The sequence below is a fragment of the Burkholderia sp. BCC1047 genome (genome assembly GCF_902833155.1).
GTDB classification, from domain to species: Bacteria; Pseudomonadota; Gammaproteobacteria; order Burkholderiales; family Burkholderiaceae; genus Burkholderia; species Burkholderia sola.
In genome coordinates, this window is the sequence record NZ_CADFEH010000019.1 from 130,005 (window position 1) to 146,033 (window position 16,029).

The following is a 16,029-nucleotide window of genomic DNA, read 5'->3' on the forward strand; positions in this document are numbered from 1 at the left end:
AGACTATCAGGGCGCGCGATACAACTCGCCGCGCGCCGACACCGCGTCCCAGTTTTTCAGGTACGCATCCGCAACGCGAGCATCCCCGCGCAACACGATGACGTTCTCTGCGTTGTGCCGCGCCTGCTGCGAATAGTTGTAGCTGCCAGTTTCGACGGTCACACCGTCTACAACGAGATATTTCGAGTGCTGGGCCGGAAAGACGCTAACGACCCGGACCGGAATGCTGGCGTACGCGAGAGCCCCGAGTGCTGCACGAGCACGACCGCTGCGGTCCTCGTCAAAGTTGCTGCGGGCATCGACCGTCACCGCGACGTCGACGCCTCGCCGCTTCGCGGAGATCAAGGCGCGAGTTACTGCCGGTGCGGTGAACGAGTAGGCCAGCACGCGAATCGACTGGCGAGCTTCGCCGATCGTCCGCAGCACCAGCGATTCAGCATCGCCGTCCGGCGAGAACGCAACTTCAACCCGCGGCGACGTCTCCGCCTGAGCACGACCGCCCAGCGCGATCGCGACGAAACAGCAAAGCCATGCCACCAGTACGGCCCAACCGATTTGCTTCTTCATAGGTATCTCCAAACGAAAATGAGAGGCCCCGCTCCAGTCGCGCGCGGGGCGTTTAGATGCGCCATCGAAACGTTGTGACGAACGCCCTAGCGGTTCGCCAATGCTTTCGCCACATCACGCGCGGTGACGGTCAAAAGCCACCGATCGCTGTCCTCCCGCGGCCACCTGGCGAACTCCGCGTACCCCTCCTTCTGCGGAACAGCCGAGCTACCAACCGCGACGAGAAAGTCGAAGCGATCGGCCGGAATACGCAGTAACGCGCAACTGGATTGGAGCGCGATCCGGACCGCTGAAAGCCCGACATAGGCCGGAGCGTCGATCACCGTCAGCGCATGAAGTGCAACATCGCGCACTGACGAGTTCCCAGCTTGATCGGCGACGATCGAGAGGGTCGCCAGACGCGCCCGAACCGACATCGCGTCGAACGAATCGCGCTCGCTTTCCGGCACAAGACTCGACGCGAGCTGAACAAGATCAACATTCAGAAGTGGCATATAGGGACCTCAAAAAAAGGGCCCCACTCTCTTGCGAGAGCAGGGCCGCTGGTTAGGGGATTAGATGCAGGGTTTGGGGTAGCCCGCGGGAAAAGTGTGGACCTGGCCATCCTTGCAGATGACCGCATCCATTCTCATCGGCTGCCGCTTCCGTACAGCGGCCACAGAAGCCACCGCGTAGCGGTACACCGGCGGCGGCGACTGCGCGCCGCCGTGCATAGCAATCAGCAGCATCACCAAGTTCGTCATCCCGTTCATCGCACATTCCTCCGTCGACGATTCAGGATGCGGCGACGGCCGCCGTGGCCACCGTCACCCAGCGTCCGTTCACCAGCACGTCGCGCAGCCGCGAGCCGTTCAGCTCGTAGACGTGCTCCGTACCCGTGCGGATGGGTTTCGGACGGATCGAAACCGTCAGGCTTCGAACCAGAGCAGCAGAATTCGACTTCAGTTTCATTGCGTTCCTCGAAAAGAAAAAGGCGAGGAACGCCCCTGTGGGGACCGATCCCCACCAGGGTTAAAAATGTGTGCCGCACTACCTCGCGAGTGCGGCCACGTCGATGACCGCATCAGCTTCGGCAATCAGGTCCGGCGTTTGCGAAATAAAAAACTCACGTGCATAGCCGCCCTGACGCAAAACCTCGCGTTTCATGCGCATGAACTGCGCCTTGCGATCAGGATCAAGTGGACCATCTGACTCGTCGCTGAACAGCGACTCGTACGGCTGTCCCGCATTCGCGGCGATATACAGGGCGACGCCGCGTGTCAGGCACTCGTTGATCCAGACCTTCTGACCACCGGACATCACGCCGACCACCTTGCTGCTGTCGTTTTCGGCGTCGTGCACGAGGATTTCAAACCCCTCGCGCGTTTCACCACTGGCCAAGATCCGCTGCGTCTGGATCTCGACCGTGAACCGCGTGCCATAGCACGCGAGCAACAGGTCATTCACCGTCTGCGTTAGTGCCGGGCCAGCGTCGTCGATCGTCAGCGCTATCACGCCGTCATTGCCGAGGCCCTTCGCGAGCAACTTCCACCGCGCGATCTCGTCCGAAATGTGCTCAGCGAATGCTTGCGTCGCCGAGAAGCCCTCCAGCTCGCGCTCGAGTGCCGCCAACGTCGTTTCGCAGGTGGCCTGGGTCCGGATCAAAGCTTCGATCCGAGCGTCCATCGCGGTACAGACGTCACGACGGGCAACCAACTGTCGATCGACCTCCAGAATCGCCTGCGTCACATCGACAGCAGCCAGGCGCGAGACCTCCGCCTCGACTTCACGCAACAACCCAGTGAGCCGCGTCGATTCCGTCTCCCGACGTTTTGACGCCTCGCTTCGCTCAACATCGAGCGATTCGAGTTCGCCTTGGGCCTTCGTCAGCCCGGCCTCCGCCGCGTCGAGCAATGGCTTTCGCGCAGCAAGATCGGTAGCACGTTGAAGGGCCTGACGCGCGCCCGTGAGTTCCGTGTTCACCTGCTGGAGCTCGGTCCGCTTGGCCAACAGCGCTTCAACCGACGGTGCGAGTTCCTTCAACTCCGTCTGGTGTTGCCGATAGCGCGTGCGCAAGTCTTTCAGCGAGACGGTCTGGACGTCGACTTGTTGGGCCGCATTTCTCGCTTGCGCGAGCAATGGACACATCGCATGAATATCCATCCCTGCACACGGCACCGATCCGATCACTGACGATTGTTCGGTCAAGGTTCGGATCAGGTCAGATTTCGCCGTACCCTGCGATTCCAACCCGGCGAGCGCCGACTCGACCGTGGCCACGCGCAACCGCTTCGCATCAAGCTGTTCGATTGCACGCTGCAACGGTTCGATCAGTGCCTCGGCCTTCCCGACACGAAGTTGGGCTTCGTCTCGAGCGGCCGCAGCGCCACGGATCTGCTCTGCCTGTCGGACAACCGCTACGTGACCCGCGATCGCCTCCCTTAGCGCCGAAGCGCGTTGGGCGAGGCGCTTGTCGTCGGCCTGCTTGTCACGCTCCAACATCTGGAGCGATGCCTGCAGCTCGCTACGCCGCACACCGAGTTCACGCATGCGCGCCGAAGTGCCCGCGTTCTCGCCCTGCTTGGCAACGAGCACCGCGTGCTGTTGCGTCAGCGTGGCAATCTCCGATTGCGCGGCCGTACGCTTCTCGCGCGCCGCCGCGATATCTGCCGCGGCCGTCGCGATCGCCTTGCGCGTCTCGTCAACACGCTCGCGCTTCCCGGAGAATGCAGCGAGCTCCTGTTGCACCACACCGAGTTTCCGGGTGAGCGCCTTCGCGACATCAGCAGCCTTGGTCGACAGTGCGCGGAGGTGATCGATCTTCAGCAGCTCCGCGAGGAGCCCCTTGATCTCGGTCGCACCGTAGGACGCGAGTGGCCGACGGTTCTGCGCCGAGAACACGCTCGTGAAGAACGATTCGAGGGAGCCGCAGATCGCGTCAACGCAGCGGTCATAGGTCTCACCCTTGCCGTCCGACACCGTGCCATCCGGCAGCGATACCGGACGCCACTCGCCGTCCGTCGAGCGATAGAACAGGAAGTAGTCCGCCTTGCCGGTCTTGCCTGGCTTGCGAAACACGAAGGTCGACCGATAGCGCAAGCCATCGTGCTCCCATTCGAACTCCTTGCGTGCCTGCACCCCGCAGACGTGATCCCAGTACGAGAACGCATCGACCGAGAGCTTGGACGCGCGCGACGGCATGATCCGGTATGGGTGCAGGTTGTCCATGATCGTCGTCTTGCCCGCGCCATTCGGCCCGGTCAACGCGATCAACCCGGTGGGCAACGACTCCAGATCGAGTTCCACGCTGTCGCGCTTCATCCCGTCCCGGACGCCATAGAACCCTTCAAGCAACAGTCTCAGTGGTCGCATGACTGGATCTCCGAAAGAGAGATGGGCTGCAGATACTCGTCAGGCAGGAAGAAGGGGACATCCTCGTCATCGACCGGAAGCGTCGGTTCGGGCCGGGATGCCGGCTTCGCCAACGTACCGTCAACGGCGGCCTGCACCGTTCCACAGAGACGGCTGAACGCGTCCGACGTCTGCTTGAGCATCGAATCCCAGTTGGAACAACCGGTGAGAATCTGCAGCTCGCGGCCGGACCACTGGCCCGAGTAACCAGCGTCGAAGGACCACAGCAGGTTTTGCAGCTCGACGCCTGGCGTAACGACGATCTCGGCCCCGTCGGCGTCAAGCACGTGGGTCAACACCAACATGCCGTCGCGCTGTGCAATGACCGCGCCCCGCTGGGCGCCGAACGGTTGGTGGAAAAGTGCTGCCGTGCACCCGCCGTGATCGACGAGAAGCTTCTGCAGGGATTTGGCGTCGGTAGACGCGGCGAAGGACTGGGCCCAACGGACACCAGCAGGATAGAGACCAAACATGAGCGCACTCCGGATTTGAGACGGAGTGCGCCCCTGCCGGGAACACGCCCCGTCAGGGTAGAAAGAAAATGGATGCAGCAAAGCTGCCTTCGATGCGCCAAAGGCGCGGGGTGAACCTCGTTTCGATAGCCACACGGGCTATCGGAACACGGCTAGTGTTCGAAAAGGACGGGGAACCGTCGGTGAGCGGCACTACGCCGCGAACAGGTCATCGGTGAGCCAGGACGGTTCGTCGGCGGTTGCCACTGCATCGTCGCTGGCGGCGCCCGTCATGGGCATCGGTATCGGTGTAGCGCCCGACGGGCACGGCTGATCGATTGTCGACGCGCTGTCGCCAGCTAACCGCGCCAGGATCGACTCCGTGATCGCTTCCGGATCTCCGGTCTCGAGCAGTTGCAGCCGATCAACCAGCGGGACAGCGTCGACATCGCTCAACTCGCACCATCGGGTCAGCTTTGCGTCGACGGTCGGCGCGGTGCTGATCCCTTCCGCCCGGCTGCGCATGACAGGAAGTACACGCGGCTCAAGCTTCAGGCCAGCGGCCGCCGAGAACATCGCTTCGATCGCCTTGCGGTCGACCAGCTGCTTATGCTCTTCATCTATCTGCCAGCGAATGCGCACGAACTTCCCGGCCGATGCCGCTGCAAGCGCTTGCAGCGCGTCCGTGTCAGGCGGCCCGTCAAACGCGACGGAGACCATTTCACGAGACGGTGTGGGGACAAGTACGGCCCGTGCATCCGAGGCGGAGACCTCCCACAACAGGTAGCCCTTGTCGCCGAGCTCGCCGTAGTGGAAACGCCCGATCGATCCCGGATATCCCACCAAGCGCCCCTCGCGCTCCCACGTCTGATACTTGTGGATATGGCCAAGCATGAACGCCGAGCATTCCGCCGCAAACAGCGCGCCGAGGCCGAACTCGTGATCGAACCCCGCCATCGTGACGCCATGTTCCGTTTGACAGCCGTTCACGGTGCCATGCGACACACCGACGGTCGGGACACCGGCCGCACGAAACGCCGCGTTAATCCGCCCGGCAGCGCACAAGAACCCCGCGAGCGTATCTGCAAGATCCGTCGACGCCGCCAGCGCACCGACGCGCAGCGCCAGATCCGCTTTGTTCATCGTCGGAAGGCAGGTGAAAATCACCTCCGGCTCGCAATCCAAGTGATGCCGGACCTCGTCATCATCGAAAACCGGACCACGCGAGAACCAGAAATTTCCGTCGTAGAGCGCCACCTGACATACCCGGTCCGCAATGGCCACCGGATATCGCGCGCCCATCAGCGCGAAGTTGTCCAGCGTGCCGGGCGGCTCGTGTGAGAACGTGCCCTGCAGCATAAGCACCGGCATCGCTTGCGCGAGACGGTGCACCCGCGTGGCGAGTGCGTTCAGCGCCGGCGCGTGCGCGTCAAGACGGTGATCTGTCGAGTCACCGCTAATGACCGCCACAAGAGCCTCGCGCGCAATGGCGTCACCCACCGCATGCGAGAAGCACCGGTCCGCCTCGTCGAGGTTTCCCGGCGAGTAATGCAGGTCAGAAAAATGCGCGATCTTCATCGACGCCTCCAGAAAGAGAAATGGCCGCCCGAGGGCAGCCAGAAATAATTCGCGCCGCTACACGGCGCAAGAAGGGAAATCACGACCGAGACAGCACGTCCCGTACACGCATCAGGGCGTCGCCAAGCAGGTTCAATCCCAACCAGGCCGACGGGTCGGCGATACGCGGGTCGTGCTCACCGAGCCCGATGCCCCAGATGCGGTCATACGGACTCGCCTCAACCAGGACCGAGGTCCCCGTTGCGAGCAGCGCGATAGCGAAGGCTTCGTTTTGTCGAAACTTCTCTCGACAGCCGACGAACATGATCTTTTCGCGCGCTTCGATCCAACGTTGCTCGTCGAAACCGCGCACCGACCGCCCGAGCCGCTTCTGTTCGCGTGGCGACGTCGACGCCAGGATCGCTTCCGCGGTCACGTGATCGTCGAACAGCATTGCCTTCGCATACATCATGAACTGCTCAACACAGTTGAACTTCACTTCGTGGAACGTGAAGCTGCACGGGTGCCAATTGCTGAACACGTCGGCGGCGCCAAAGAACGCCGTAATGTTGCCAATCCGGCGCATGGGATCCTCCAGAGGAAGGGTCAAAAGATGGCCGCTTGCGCGGACGATTTCGATGCGTGAGCCACGCTGTCGAAAGCACTTGAGCAAATAGCTTTGCTGAAGGACTCTCGGGGAGATGACGTGAGGAAAAAGACACCGGCCCCGAAGGGCCGGCGAAAGGGGTGTCATTTAGCCGTTGTGGAACGATTCGACAGCGGCACCGATTTCGCGTTGAAGCGAAGTCGGGTCCTCCAATGCCGTCGTCAGCCGCGTGACCATCTTGTCGACGTCGGCAGGGCGTTCGGTCCAGCCGCGGCCGAATCGAAAGTGACCGTAGACACGAAACGCCTTGCGTTGCTCGTCGTCATCGAAGCGGAGCCGCTGCAGCAGGTCCTGCATGCGGTGACGCTTCTCTTCGATCGACTCGGGCGAGCCGTCGCCGGGTTCAACCTGATCAGCGCGCCTGGCGTGGGTTTCGCCCTCTGCCGGGTGAAGCTGAATCACGGTGCTGCCCGTATCTGCCGGCGTTGGCGATCCAGCGACCTCGATCGCCAACGGCACGTCTTCCGCGCCGTCGAGCAGGGCGCCGATGTCGATATCCGCGTCGAGCACGGTCAGCATCTGCGGTTGACGCACCGCCTCGCCCGCTTCATTGATCCGCGTGATGTCGAATTCCCGCTTCGAGATCCAGAACCGAGTGCCCGTCAGCTTGCCCCGGGCCAGCTGAACCGTCTTCATCGCCGCGTATGCTTTCTGCAGGACGTAGATTGAGTTCGTCGGGAGTTCAATCAAACCCAGTCCCTTGATATCGGGAATGGCGAAGATGAACTGGGCACCGAGGTTGCATTGGCGGCTTTGGTACTGCGGGCATTGCTCGGGGTTGCAGATGCCATCCGGGATCGCGTCGTCCTGACGGAAAATCACGTCGCGACCGCCGAAATGGCGAGTCGCACGTTGCGCATGCCGATCGCGCTCGACCTTCGCGTACGTCTTGCAATACCGCAGACCATCCGGCCCGTACTGCGAGAAGTACTTGCGACCGCTTGCGCCCCACGCCGCCATCTCGTTCGGGATGTTTTGCATCCAGTCGTTGAAGGCGAACAGCACCGGGAAGCGATAGAGCCTGACGCCCTGCCCGCGATCCTCACCGTAGAGGCGGAGAATCTCGTCAGCCACGTCCGGATTGTTGAAGTCCGAGCGACGGCAGGTGAAGTGATCGGTGTTGCGCGGCGCCAGCGCATGCTTAAGCCGACAACGGGATTCGATCGCCTTGCCGATCGTCTCGAACGAGTCGCCGGCGGCCACCATCTCTTCGTACAGCGCAACCGCATCCGGATTGCCCCGGGCGGCCGACGTCAGGACCTTGATGCCGGGCCGGATCTTCCCGATCACGGGCGGGCGCATCGTCCGTTCTTCGACGACGCTCCGTATGGGGCCGCCGACCATACTGACAACTGCATTCATGAAAGTTTCCTCGCGAGTTTGATGATCGCCTGGGTGCGCAACGCGTCCGCTGATTGCTCGAGCGCATTGGCAACCGCCTCTCCGCGGCGGTGGGCGATGCTGGACAGAAAAATCCGGCGGTCGGAGTCGGTGAACATCGCGACTTGCGCTACCTCGCAACGCTCCCGCCAGGCGGGTGACGTCGTGTCGGTAGCCGACCTTTCCTCCGCGATCGTTTGGCTGATCACGTCGGCAATCCGGGAATTGAGTCGATTGGGAAGCACAGGGACCTCCGGGACAGAAAAAAACGACGAAAAAAAAGCGCGTTCCTCGGTGGAGGAACGCGCTTCGTGGATTCGGATAAATGACCCAAGCACCACGTCCCTTCCGGGGACGTGGTGCTCAGGGAGCCGGTCGGCTCATATAGAGGACGTTAGGTCGTCCTCGCACAGCATGGTCACGCTGCGCTACAGCCCATTTTCGGAAGTGCCATTCCGACGCAGGTTCACGGCTCAGTCGACTACAGTCGTTCTACCCAGACAGAGGCCTGGAGAGAGACACCCGTTGTCCGGGCTCGAACGACGTCGCGGCGCAAATGAATGCGGCCAGCAACGAGTTTCATGACTGAAATGGGGAGCGCGGGCGAGGCGCTCATCAGAAAGGAATTCCACACTGGTTGCCAACCAGTCGGAGCATGCCCATTGGCACGGCTTGTACAAAAGATGGACTTCGGCCAGCGAAGTCAAGGTCGATGCGTCAGGGACGCGAGAAGTAGAGTCAGTATCGCGATTATTCCGCCACGCAACCCCCGAAAAGCTCACGAAAACAGCCACGCTTTTGCCGGTACGCGCCTCGAGCGGCTCGCTCAGAATTGTCAATGAGAGAGACCACCCGAAAAAATCATGTCTGCCGTTCTCGAACCACCGCACGAAGGGCGCGGGCAACCTGACACGCCCACGCAAAACGAAACACCAACCGCCGACCCGGCGGTTCGCCTCGCCACGTCGACAGGATTGAAGCCGATCCAGCGCCTGACAAGCGACAGCCGCATCGACAAGATCGTGCCGGATTCCGACGCGGTCACCATCCTGCACTACAGTTCAGTCTTCGCCCGCACGTTCATTCGAAGCGACTACAACTTCTGCGCAGCCAAGATCTCGGTTGCCCGCGGTGGCAAGGTCCGGGCGCTCGAAACCGCACTGAGAGACACAGCGGACTGGATGCGAAAAGCGACGGCTTGGGTCGAACGACACAACGCGCGGTCCCTGACGTTTCCGTACGAACAGATCGAACTGAAAGTGACGCGGCCGCTCGCCGGTCTGCTGGTGCGCTGCCTGACCCAGTACGACCGCCTTTTTACGGCGTCGATGGAAGCGCAGCTCGCCGAAAAGATCACGCCGCAAGACCGCGCCAACATCCTCAAGAACGCCGAGGGCCGAATTCTGCACGTCAGAACCGTGTGCATTCCGGACAACGATCGGTACGACGGCGACGGCACCGTTCGCGACTGACGACTTCGCTTCTGCAATCAGGCCGGACGTTGACATTGTCGTCCGGTGAATAAGCTCGTCCTGAGCCTGTCGCGCGTTCGAACGACGTTGCGACGTCTCGATCAACCACGGAGCACATTTTGGACATTCGAGAGATCCAGGCGTTGCACGCCCAATACTCGTCGCAACCTGTCGTCATCGACATCAATAGCCATATACGAGCGCTCCCGGCCCCCGACCGGCATGAATCGCCACGACCGCTGGTGTCCGCGCGTCTCGCGTCGACCGGCCGGCGGTTCGGCCGGCCGGCTGCCATCGTCGTCGCTGTGGCGCTGGGCGCCGCCGTCGCAGGAGTGTGTACCGCGAAACTCTGGCGCTCCCTTCATGCGCCGCAAGCCTCCGCGCACATCGATCCGGCGACGTCGCAGCCCCCTGGTACCACGCCTGTACAGGTCGGTACGGCCTCGACACCGAACGTATCGAAGCCGCCGCTCACCAGCGCCGACTTCAGCGAGCCCGCCGAGCGTGCCGCGGCCAGCCCGCCCCGTGTCAGTGCCGACGCGTTGCGCGCGTCGGAGGCGCCCGGTTCGCCGGCACTGACGAAGCTATCAACAGCGGCCGCCCGGCCCGATCCGGCAAAGGCTGCTGAATCCCCGGTTCGAGTTGCCCATGCCGCTGCCGGTGCAGGTGCTGGCCAACCACCGGCTCCACCCGCGCCGGCTCAGGCCGTCCCCGCAGCTGCCGCGGCGCCTGCTGCATCCGTGCCGACTATCCGGCCCGCCGCGCAACCGAGGGCCGTCCCGCACCGGGCCCACCGCACACCCGCTCGGCAGCGCCAGGACTCGGCCGCCGTCGAGGCGTCCGCTCCGGCGACACGGATCGAAGCGGCGAAGCCCGAGCACACCCCGAAATCCGGAACGCCTGCCAAGGCTGGCGACGTCCCCCTGTTCTAAGAGGTCTCCTATGAAAGCACAACCGGTCAACGTGACGATCCTTGCTCCCGGTCTGGTCGTCGAGGGCACCATGATTCTCGACCACGGTTTGAGCGTCTTCGCGATCGCAAACGGCGACATCATCTCAACCGCCGGCCTGCTGCACATCGGCGCAGGGGGCATCGTGAAGGGACAAGTGCAGGGGGAGCTGGTACGAATCGACGGCGTCGTCCAAGGTGACGTCCACGCTCGCGACACGCTCGAAATCAACGGCCGCGTGAATGGGAACGTTTTCTATTGCGGTACGATCCGGCTCGGCCCGCATGCGGCTCTCAACGGACAGCTGAAGCGCGTGCCACGCGATCTGGTCATCGAAGCAGCGACAACTGTCACCCCGCTCCCCGAAGCTACCGAAACTACCGCACTCCCGACAGCGTGAACAAGCCAAAAAGAAGCGTCACCAAGGCTCTACAGCACATCGTCGTGGTCGCAGTCGCGATTATGTCGTTGGCCGCCTCCGCCACCCTTGCATGGAGCGGGTTAGCTCCATTGCGGGGCGCGCCGGACAACTTAACGAGCAGAGCTATCGAACACATAGTCGATCTTGTAGCCCATTGGCTCGCCCATGGCGACGACGGCGTCGCGAGCATCGGGCTGCTTCAAGCTCCTATCGCGCTCATCGCCTATCTTTTGATCGTTGGTCTGCCGCCGGCCTTCGGAAGCCTAATGGTCGAGTGGTGGAGGCATGGCCAAGACGGCCCCCGCAAACCTCGCGTCGACCGCCCGTAAGAATCGACGGCGCAACTCATTCGGGCGCCAGCGGCCGTGAAGCCCCGTTCCAAGCTACATTTCTCCAACTACGAGAACACCCAGAATGAAATCCTCACATTTCCTCGCCCTCTTGCTGGTTGCATGCGCCGTCGGACTCGGCCTCACGGGCGTGATAATCAGCCAAGGTGACTCACCCGCCACATCGATCCTGCCTGCAGGTCTGTTTTATACCGGTGCCTGCATCGCATTCGCCGCCGCCTTAGCAACCATCTTCGTGTCGGCAAACAAGGGCGACTGACCGGTCCGCGAACGCACACAATTTCGGCCGCTTCACGCGGCCGATTTCTGTTCGATCCCGGACTCGATAACAAACCGCGACACCGCGTTCTTCTTGATCGACGAAATGGTGAGGCTGTCTCGAGCTCGAGTCATCGCGACGTAGAACAAGCGCCGCTCCTCCGACTCCGGGCTCTTGTCGTCCGGCACCACGCCCTCCTCCGATCGGCTGATCCAGACGTGGTTGTACTCCAGCCCCTTCGAACTGTGCATCGTCGTCAGCACCAGGACGCCATCGCCCGGCTTGTTGTTGTCCCGCTTCAAAAACTCAATGCGCTCGGTAAACGAGCCATTGAGGCGGCTCACCACGTCGTAGATGCACTGGATGGCCCGGATCGCGACGTCGCCCTTGGCATACGTCATCATCCACTCGTAGACGCCTTCGAGCGCGAGCGAATGGAACGATCGCTGGCAAAGCGCTTGCCACTCGCCCAGGCGCTTCATGAAGGCCCGGTATGCTGTCGCGGTGTCCTCTCGCAGCCCGAGGCCTACCAGCTCCTGCTTTTGCAGCTGGACGAAAGCCGTACCCATCCGTTTGTGCAACGCCCCGAGGTCGTAGGAACTCATGCCCATGTACCCCAAGACGGCGTCGATACCGTTCTGCTTGTGACCTTCGACGACCTGCAGCAGATTGCACATCAACGCTGCCTGCGGCTTGTTGAGCACGGACCCGCCCGACGCCCGGTAGTACGGCACGCCATGTGATCGACACACGGATTCGATCGGATCGAGGATCCGGTTGGTACGGGCGAGGATTGCGCACCTTTCGCCGGCAGCCAGTTTCGGTTGAAGCGCTTCGACCGCGGCCACCGCGTCGCCATACTCGTCGTCGAATCGGCGCGCCGCGACCACGCCGCCGGCGCCGCGGTCCGCATGGAGGACCTTTGGCATGCGGTCGACGTTGTTCTGAATCACCCTGTCCGCCGCCGCCAGGATCTCCGCGCGGCATCGATAGTTGCTCCCGAGCACCACGCGTTGGGCCTCGAACGTGCTCGCGAAGCTCTCCATGCCCCGGAACCCCAGTGCGGCTCGGAACCCGTAAATACTCTGGTCGTCGTCACCCACTACCGTGACGTGTGTGCCAGCGCGCGCGTGCAGCTCGACCCAACGGAACTGCAAGGGGTCAGTATCCTGGAACTCGTCGACGAGCAGGTCGGTGAACCGGTAGGGTTTTATGTCCCCGCTCTGCATCCGCTCGACGGCGAGGCGCAACATATCCTGGAAGTCGATCTTGCCATTGCGTTCCAGCGCTTCCTGGTAGGCAGCGTAGAGCGCGGCCTCGGCCGAACCCTCATCGGCCCGGCCAAAGTTCGTCTTGATCCGCTCGACGATCGGTACAGCCTCCTCGACCTTCCAGTCGTATCCGAGCTCCGCGAGCACCCGCCCGAGCATTCCGAGGCGATCCCCATCCGAGGCAATGTCCGGCCGCCCGCGACCGGGCTGCTGAAGCTGCTTGTACGCAAGCGAGTGGAAGGTGCCGGCGATCAGGCGGCGTTTGGCATCTGGCGGCGCCAACGCGAGAATGCGCTCGCGCAGCTCGACGGCCGCGTCCTTGCTGAAGGTTACAGCGCCCACCATCGCCGTCGGGTCCTGCAGCCTGAAGGCGGCCTTCGCCGCGCTCATTTTGGTCTTGCCCGCCCCCGGGCACGCAATCGCGAGGCAGTGGCGGCGCAGAAGTACCACCTCGCGCTGTTGGGGATTCAACTTGTCGAGCATGGCACTGGCCTTCAAGATCAGTTACCGCGAACGGTGTTCATCAGCTTCAGGTGGGTCGTGTAGCCGCGCAGGCCGACCGGATGGAACTTGCGCAGGAAGCGCACGGTTTCGTCGTCGACGTCGGACTGGTCACGAATGCCGTTCCAGACCAGGAAGTCGAAGTGGTCCATGACCTGGTCGAATTTCAGGATCACGGAAAGCAGCCGCATCGAGAACCGCGAGTATGCTTCGACCTCGATATCGAGAGAGGGCTTCGTCACGGTGGGCTCGAATACCGTCTCGCCGCGCGCGCGCATCTCGGTTTCCGTTTTTTCCCGGAAACCCTTCGCCACGTCGAGCTGCTCGTTCACGTACCCTTCCAGTTGGTCCAGCTGCTTCTCGAACCACGTGCTGACGATCCCCTGCTCGTTCGCGCCGTAGGTCGCGCGGCCGAAGCGCTGCATGTTGATCGTCATCCGGTTCAGGTACGGCCACCATTGCTCGAAAAGCGGCTTCAGCCGCGTATGCTTCATCGTGACCCGAGCGGTCACGACGGCGGCGCCGGACAGCTGCTTGCTCATCAGTTCGCGCCCGATCTCGCGACGGCGCTGAACGATCCGTGCGCGCTGCTCAGGCGGCAGGTCGCGGAACAGCGTACGCGTGCGAGCGACTTCTTCCAGCTTGGTGACTGCTTCCTCGGCGCTGATCAGCCCTTCGCGCTGGAGGATGCCGGCCGATCGCTCCATCTCGTCGAGTTCGCGCTCAACATCTCCATCGTCCGCGCCGTCCGTTGTCTGCCGGACATCGTTCTCGGCCAGCTCTCCGGTCGCTGCCTGCACGCCGCTGCCCGGCAGTTCGCTTGCAGCTGCGTGGTCGGCCGCCACGTCCGCAGTTTCGGTGCCGACGTGCGCTTCTTCGTTGATCGTGCTCATGTGGATCCTTTCTGGTTGACTGACCGCACGTGCGGCTTGCGTCTATTCTTGCGGGCCTGTGCCGCGATACGCGCCCGAAACGTGAACGATTTCGCGCGCCTTTCGCAGCGTCCGGCCCAGCGCCGGACAAAAAAAAGCCCCCTCCGGGGGAGAGGGGGCAAGGCCGAAAGCTCTACGGGGAGTCGAGCTTTCCGAGGACCGAAGATCATGATTCATTGTGGCCCGGGCAGGCACACCGAATCGGTGGAAACGTCATCTGTTTCAATAAGCTTTTCTCGGCTCCGTAGACGAAGCGGCGCTCAACCGGTTGCGGGCATAAAGGCAAAAAGCTATACGAAATGCCGTAGCTTTCCGCCGTCATTGATACGACGATGCCGCTTTCCAGAGCAGCGCGCCCAGGCACGCCGCGATCGCGAGCCAATATGGCGCGAGGAGGGGAATTGGCGCGACAAGCACAGTGAACGTCACGCCGAACACCAGCAATATGCCGTGGCCGGCCAGGTGGAATGACAGCGGGCTGACGTAGCCGGCCGCCGCAGCCCTGACCTTGCGGCGCACTGTCCCGTCGATGAACATTGCAATCCCAAACACCAGCACACCCAGCAGCCAGTACTTCATCACGGTGAGCCGATACACCATGCGGTAAACGAGACGCCAGAAATTGTGGACCCACCGGCTGGCAAAGTTTGCCACTCCGCCATCCTCAATCTGGGACTCGCCCGTCGACTCGATCGATGCCTGCACCAGACCGGTCTCGATGAAGTAGTGCTTGAACGTTCGGTTTGTAGCCTCAATGGCATCCGCTGTCCGGACCTCGCCGAGGCTGTTGGCCACAGACGCGGCCTCTGCATCAGGGATCTCGAACAGCGACGGGTCGGGTACTGCCGGCATGAGTGCAACGGACAGAAGGGGCACGAAAAAGAACCACATTTTGATGTGCCCGACAAACCGGCTACCAGCCATAGAAGTCCCCGACAAGCGTGCCGACCAAGTAGATCGGCAACGCAATCAGACCGGACAGCCCCACGTAGAACCGGACAGGGCTCCTTCCAATGAAAGTCGCCAGCGCATATGCCATCGCATTTCTGCCCCGCCGAAATTCCGCCGGAGGCGACGCTGTCGGCTCATCTTGCGCCGCCGCAGTCGAGATCACTCGGCTCACGGTATGGTCATCAAGCCGCGTGAGCGTCCGAATCAGAAAATGTGTGAGCGACATCGTATTCCTCAAAGTAGAGTCTGAAGGTCTCACCGGTCAGCGCACGAGCGGCCAGCTGGAACGCGGCCGATTTCTGGCTGATGTTCTCCGGACACCGCTCGTCTACCATCTCCGGCGCCTGCTTGAACCGGGATTCGAAGGCCGTTACCGGCTCGAACATCGGCGACCAGACATGGCAGCGATCGCCATCGCGCACGACAAAGCGCCGCGCATACAGCATGTGTGCCGACCCGAACAGGCCTTGCATGAACGCGACATGCGGATCGCCGGTCTTGCGCACGCGCTTGAATGCTGCAAGGCCGTCCACGAACATCTCCTTGACGAGCGGCTCCGCCTTCCCGATGAAGTGCTCACCGACGAACTCTGCGACGCGCGTACATACAAGCTCGAGCTCGGGCGCGAAGGTGAACACCGGCGTCAGGTGGGCGGAAAGTTTGTGCTCGCGAATGATTTTTTTGAATACGGCAGACATGCTTGGTTGTTTAGCCTGTAAGAATTGGAATACGTCCCTGGTACACCGCGCCGCCCGATATCCGCATGAAGTACTGCAGGTTCGGAAGGGTCTGTATTGTTGATTTGCACGGAATCCTGACCCACCCTACGCAGTAATTTGCATCGAATATTGACCCACGTAGAACACTGACCTGCTCGGCAACGGGCAGGGGAACGGAGTGATCGACGTG

Annotated in this window: 17 protein-coding genes; 3 read left to right on the forward strand and 14 right to left on the reverse strand. The window is 62.2% G+C overall.

Annotation, left to right across the window (positions count from 1 at the left end; all coding sequences use genetic code 11):
- Positions 1-6 precede the first annotated feature (6 nt).
- From HWX55_RS20380 to HWX55_RS20425, 10 genes are all read right to left on the reverse strand, one after another.
- Positions 7-567, reverse strand: coding sequence for a phospholipase D family protein (locus HWX55_RS20380; protein WP_175977053.1), 561 nt, complete (start codon positions 565-567; stop codon positions 7-9).
- Between the two features lie 86 nt (positions 568-653).
- Positions 654-1,061, reverse strand: a complete 408-nt coding sequence (locus HWX55_RS20385) for a hypothetical protein (RefSeq protein WP_175977054.1) — start codon at positions 1,059-1,061, stop codon at positions 654-656.
- 60 nt (positions 1,062-1,121) lie between these two features.
- Entirely contained in the window at positions 1,122-1,319 is a 198-nt protein-coding gene (locus tag HWX55_RS20390) for a hypothetical protein (RefSeq protein WP_175977055.1), read from the reverse strand.
- A gap of 22 nt (positions 1,320-1,341) precedes the next feature.
- Positions 1,342-1,518, reverse strand: a complete 177-nt coding sequence (locus HWX55_RS20395; protein ID WP_006757240.1) for a hypothetical protein — start codon at positions 1,516-1,518, stop codon at positions 1,342-1,344.
- A 78-nt stretch (positions 1,519-1,596) separates the two neighbouring features.
- Complete coding sequence (locus HWX55_RS20400; RefSeq protein ID WP_175977056.1) at positions 1,597-3,918, reverse strand: SMC family ATPase; 2,322 nt, start codon at positions 3,916-3,918, stop codon at positions 1,597-1,599.
- The gene (locus HWX55_RS20405; protein ID WP_175977057.1) at positions 3,906-4,430 is read right to left on the reverse strand and encodes a hypothetical protein; all 525 of its coding nucleotides are present in this window, start codon (positions 4,428-4,430) and stop codon (positions 3,906-3,908) included. Before HWX55_RS20405 ends, HWX55_RS20400 begins: the two co-directional genes overlap by 13 nt.
- Positions 4,431-4,622: 192 nt before the next feature.
- Positions 4,623-5,987, reverse strand: coding sequence for a metallophosphatase family protein (locus tag HWX55_RS20410; protein WP_175657530.1), 1,365 nt, complete (start codon positions 5,985-5,987; stop codon positions 4,623-4,625).
- 79 nt (positions 5,988-6,066) lie between these two features.
- A complete protein-coding gene (locus HWX55_RS20415) occupies positions 6,067-6,552 on the reverse strand; it encodes an NADAR family protein (RefSeq protein WP_175977058.1) in 486 nt (161 codons plus the stop codon).
- A 168-nt stretch (positions 6,553-6,720) separates the two neighbouring features.
- A complete protein-coding gene (locus HWX55_RS20420) occupies positions 6,721-7,995 on the reverse strand; it encodes a hypothetical protein (protein ID WP_175977059.1) in 1,275 nt (424 codons plus the stop codon).
- Positions 7,992-8,258, reverse strand: a complete 267-nt coding sequence (locus tag HWX55_RS20425; protein WP_124680417.1) for a hypothetical protein — start codon at positions 8,256-8,258, stop codon at positions 7,992-7,994. Before HWX55_RS20425 ends, HWX55_RS20420 begins: the two co-directional genes overlap by 4 nt.
- Before the next feature lie 618 nt (positions 8,259-8,876).
- Between HWX55_RS20425 and HWX55_RS20430 the strand changes: the two genes are divergently transcribed.
- From HWX55_RS20430 to HWX55_RS20440, 3 genes are all read left to right on the forward strand, one after another.
- Entirely contained in the window at positions 8,877-9,485 is a 609-nt protein-coding gene (locus HWX55_RS20430) for an AcaB family transcriptional regulator (protein WP_175977060.1), read from the forward strand.
- A gap of 942 nt (positions 9,486-10,427) precedes the next feature.
- Positions 10,428-10,835 (forward strand): polymer-forming cytoskeletal protein, encoded by a 408-nt coding sequence (locus tag HWX55_RS20435; protein ID WP_175977061.1) that lies wholly within the window; start codon positions 10,428-10,430, stop codon positions 10,833-10,835.
- A 435-nt stretch (positions 10,836-11,270) separates the two neighbouring features.
- A complete protein-coding gene (locus HWX55_RS20440; RefSeq protein WP_175977062.1) occupies positions 11,271-11,465 on the forward strand; it encodes a hypothetical protein in 195 nt (64 codons plus the stop codon).
- Between the two features lie 32 nt (positions 11,466-11,497).
- Here the strand turns inward: HWX55_RS20440 and HWX55_RS20445 are convergent, their stop codons facing one another.
- From HWX55_RS20445 to HWX55_RS20460, 4 genes are all read right to left on the reverse strand, one after another.
- On the reverse strand, positions 11,498-13,219 hold the full coding sequence (locus HWX55_RS20445) for an ATP-dependent helicase (protein WP_175977063.1): 1,722 nt from the start codon (positions 13,217-13,219) through the stop codon (positions 11,498-11,500).
- A gap of 17 nt (positions 13,220-13,236) precedes the next feature.
- Positions 13,237-14,130, reverse strand: coding sequence for an ATPase (locus HWX55_RS20450; RefSeq protein ID WP_175977064.1), 894 nt, complete (start codon positions 14,128-14,130; stop codon positions 13,237-13,239).
- A gap of 357 nt (positions 14,131-14,487) precedes the next feature.
- The gene (locus HWX55_RS20455) at positions 14,488-15,093 is read right to left on the reverse strand and encodes a DUF4400 domain-containing protein (protein ID WP_175977065.1); all 606 of its coding nucleotides are present in this window, start codon (positions 15,091-15,093) and stop codon (positions 14,488-14,490) included.
- A gap of 209 nt (positions 15,094-15,302) precedes the next feature.
- A complete protein-coding gene (locus HWX55_RS20460) occupies positions 15,303-15,818 on the reverse strand; it encodes a hypothetical protein (RefSeq protein WP_175657521.1) in 516 nt (171 codons plus the stop codon).
- Between the last annotated feature and the right edge of the window lie 211 nt (positions 15,819-16,029).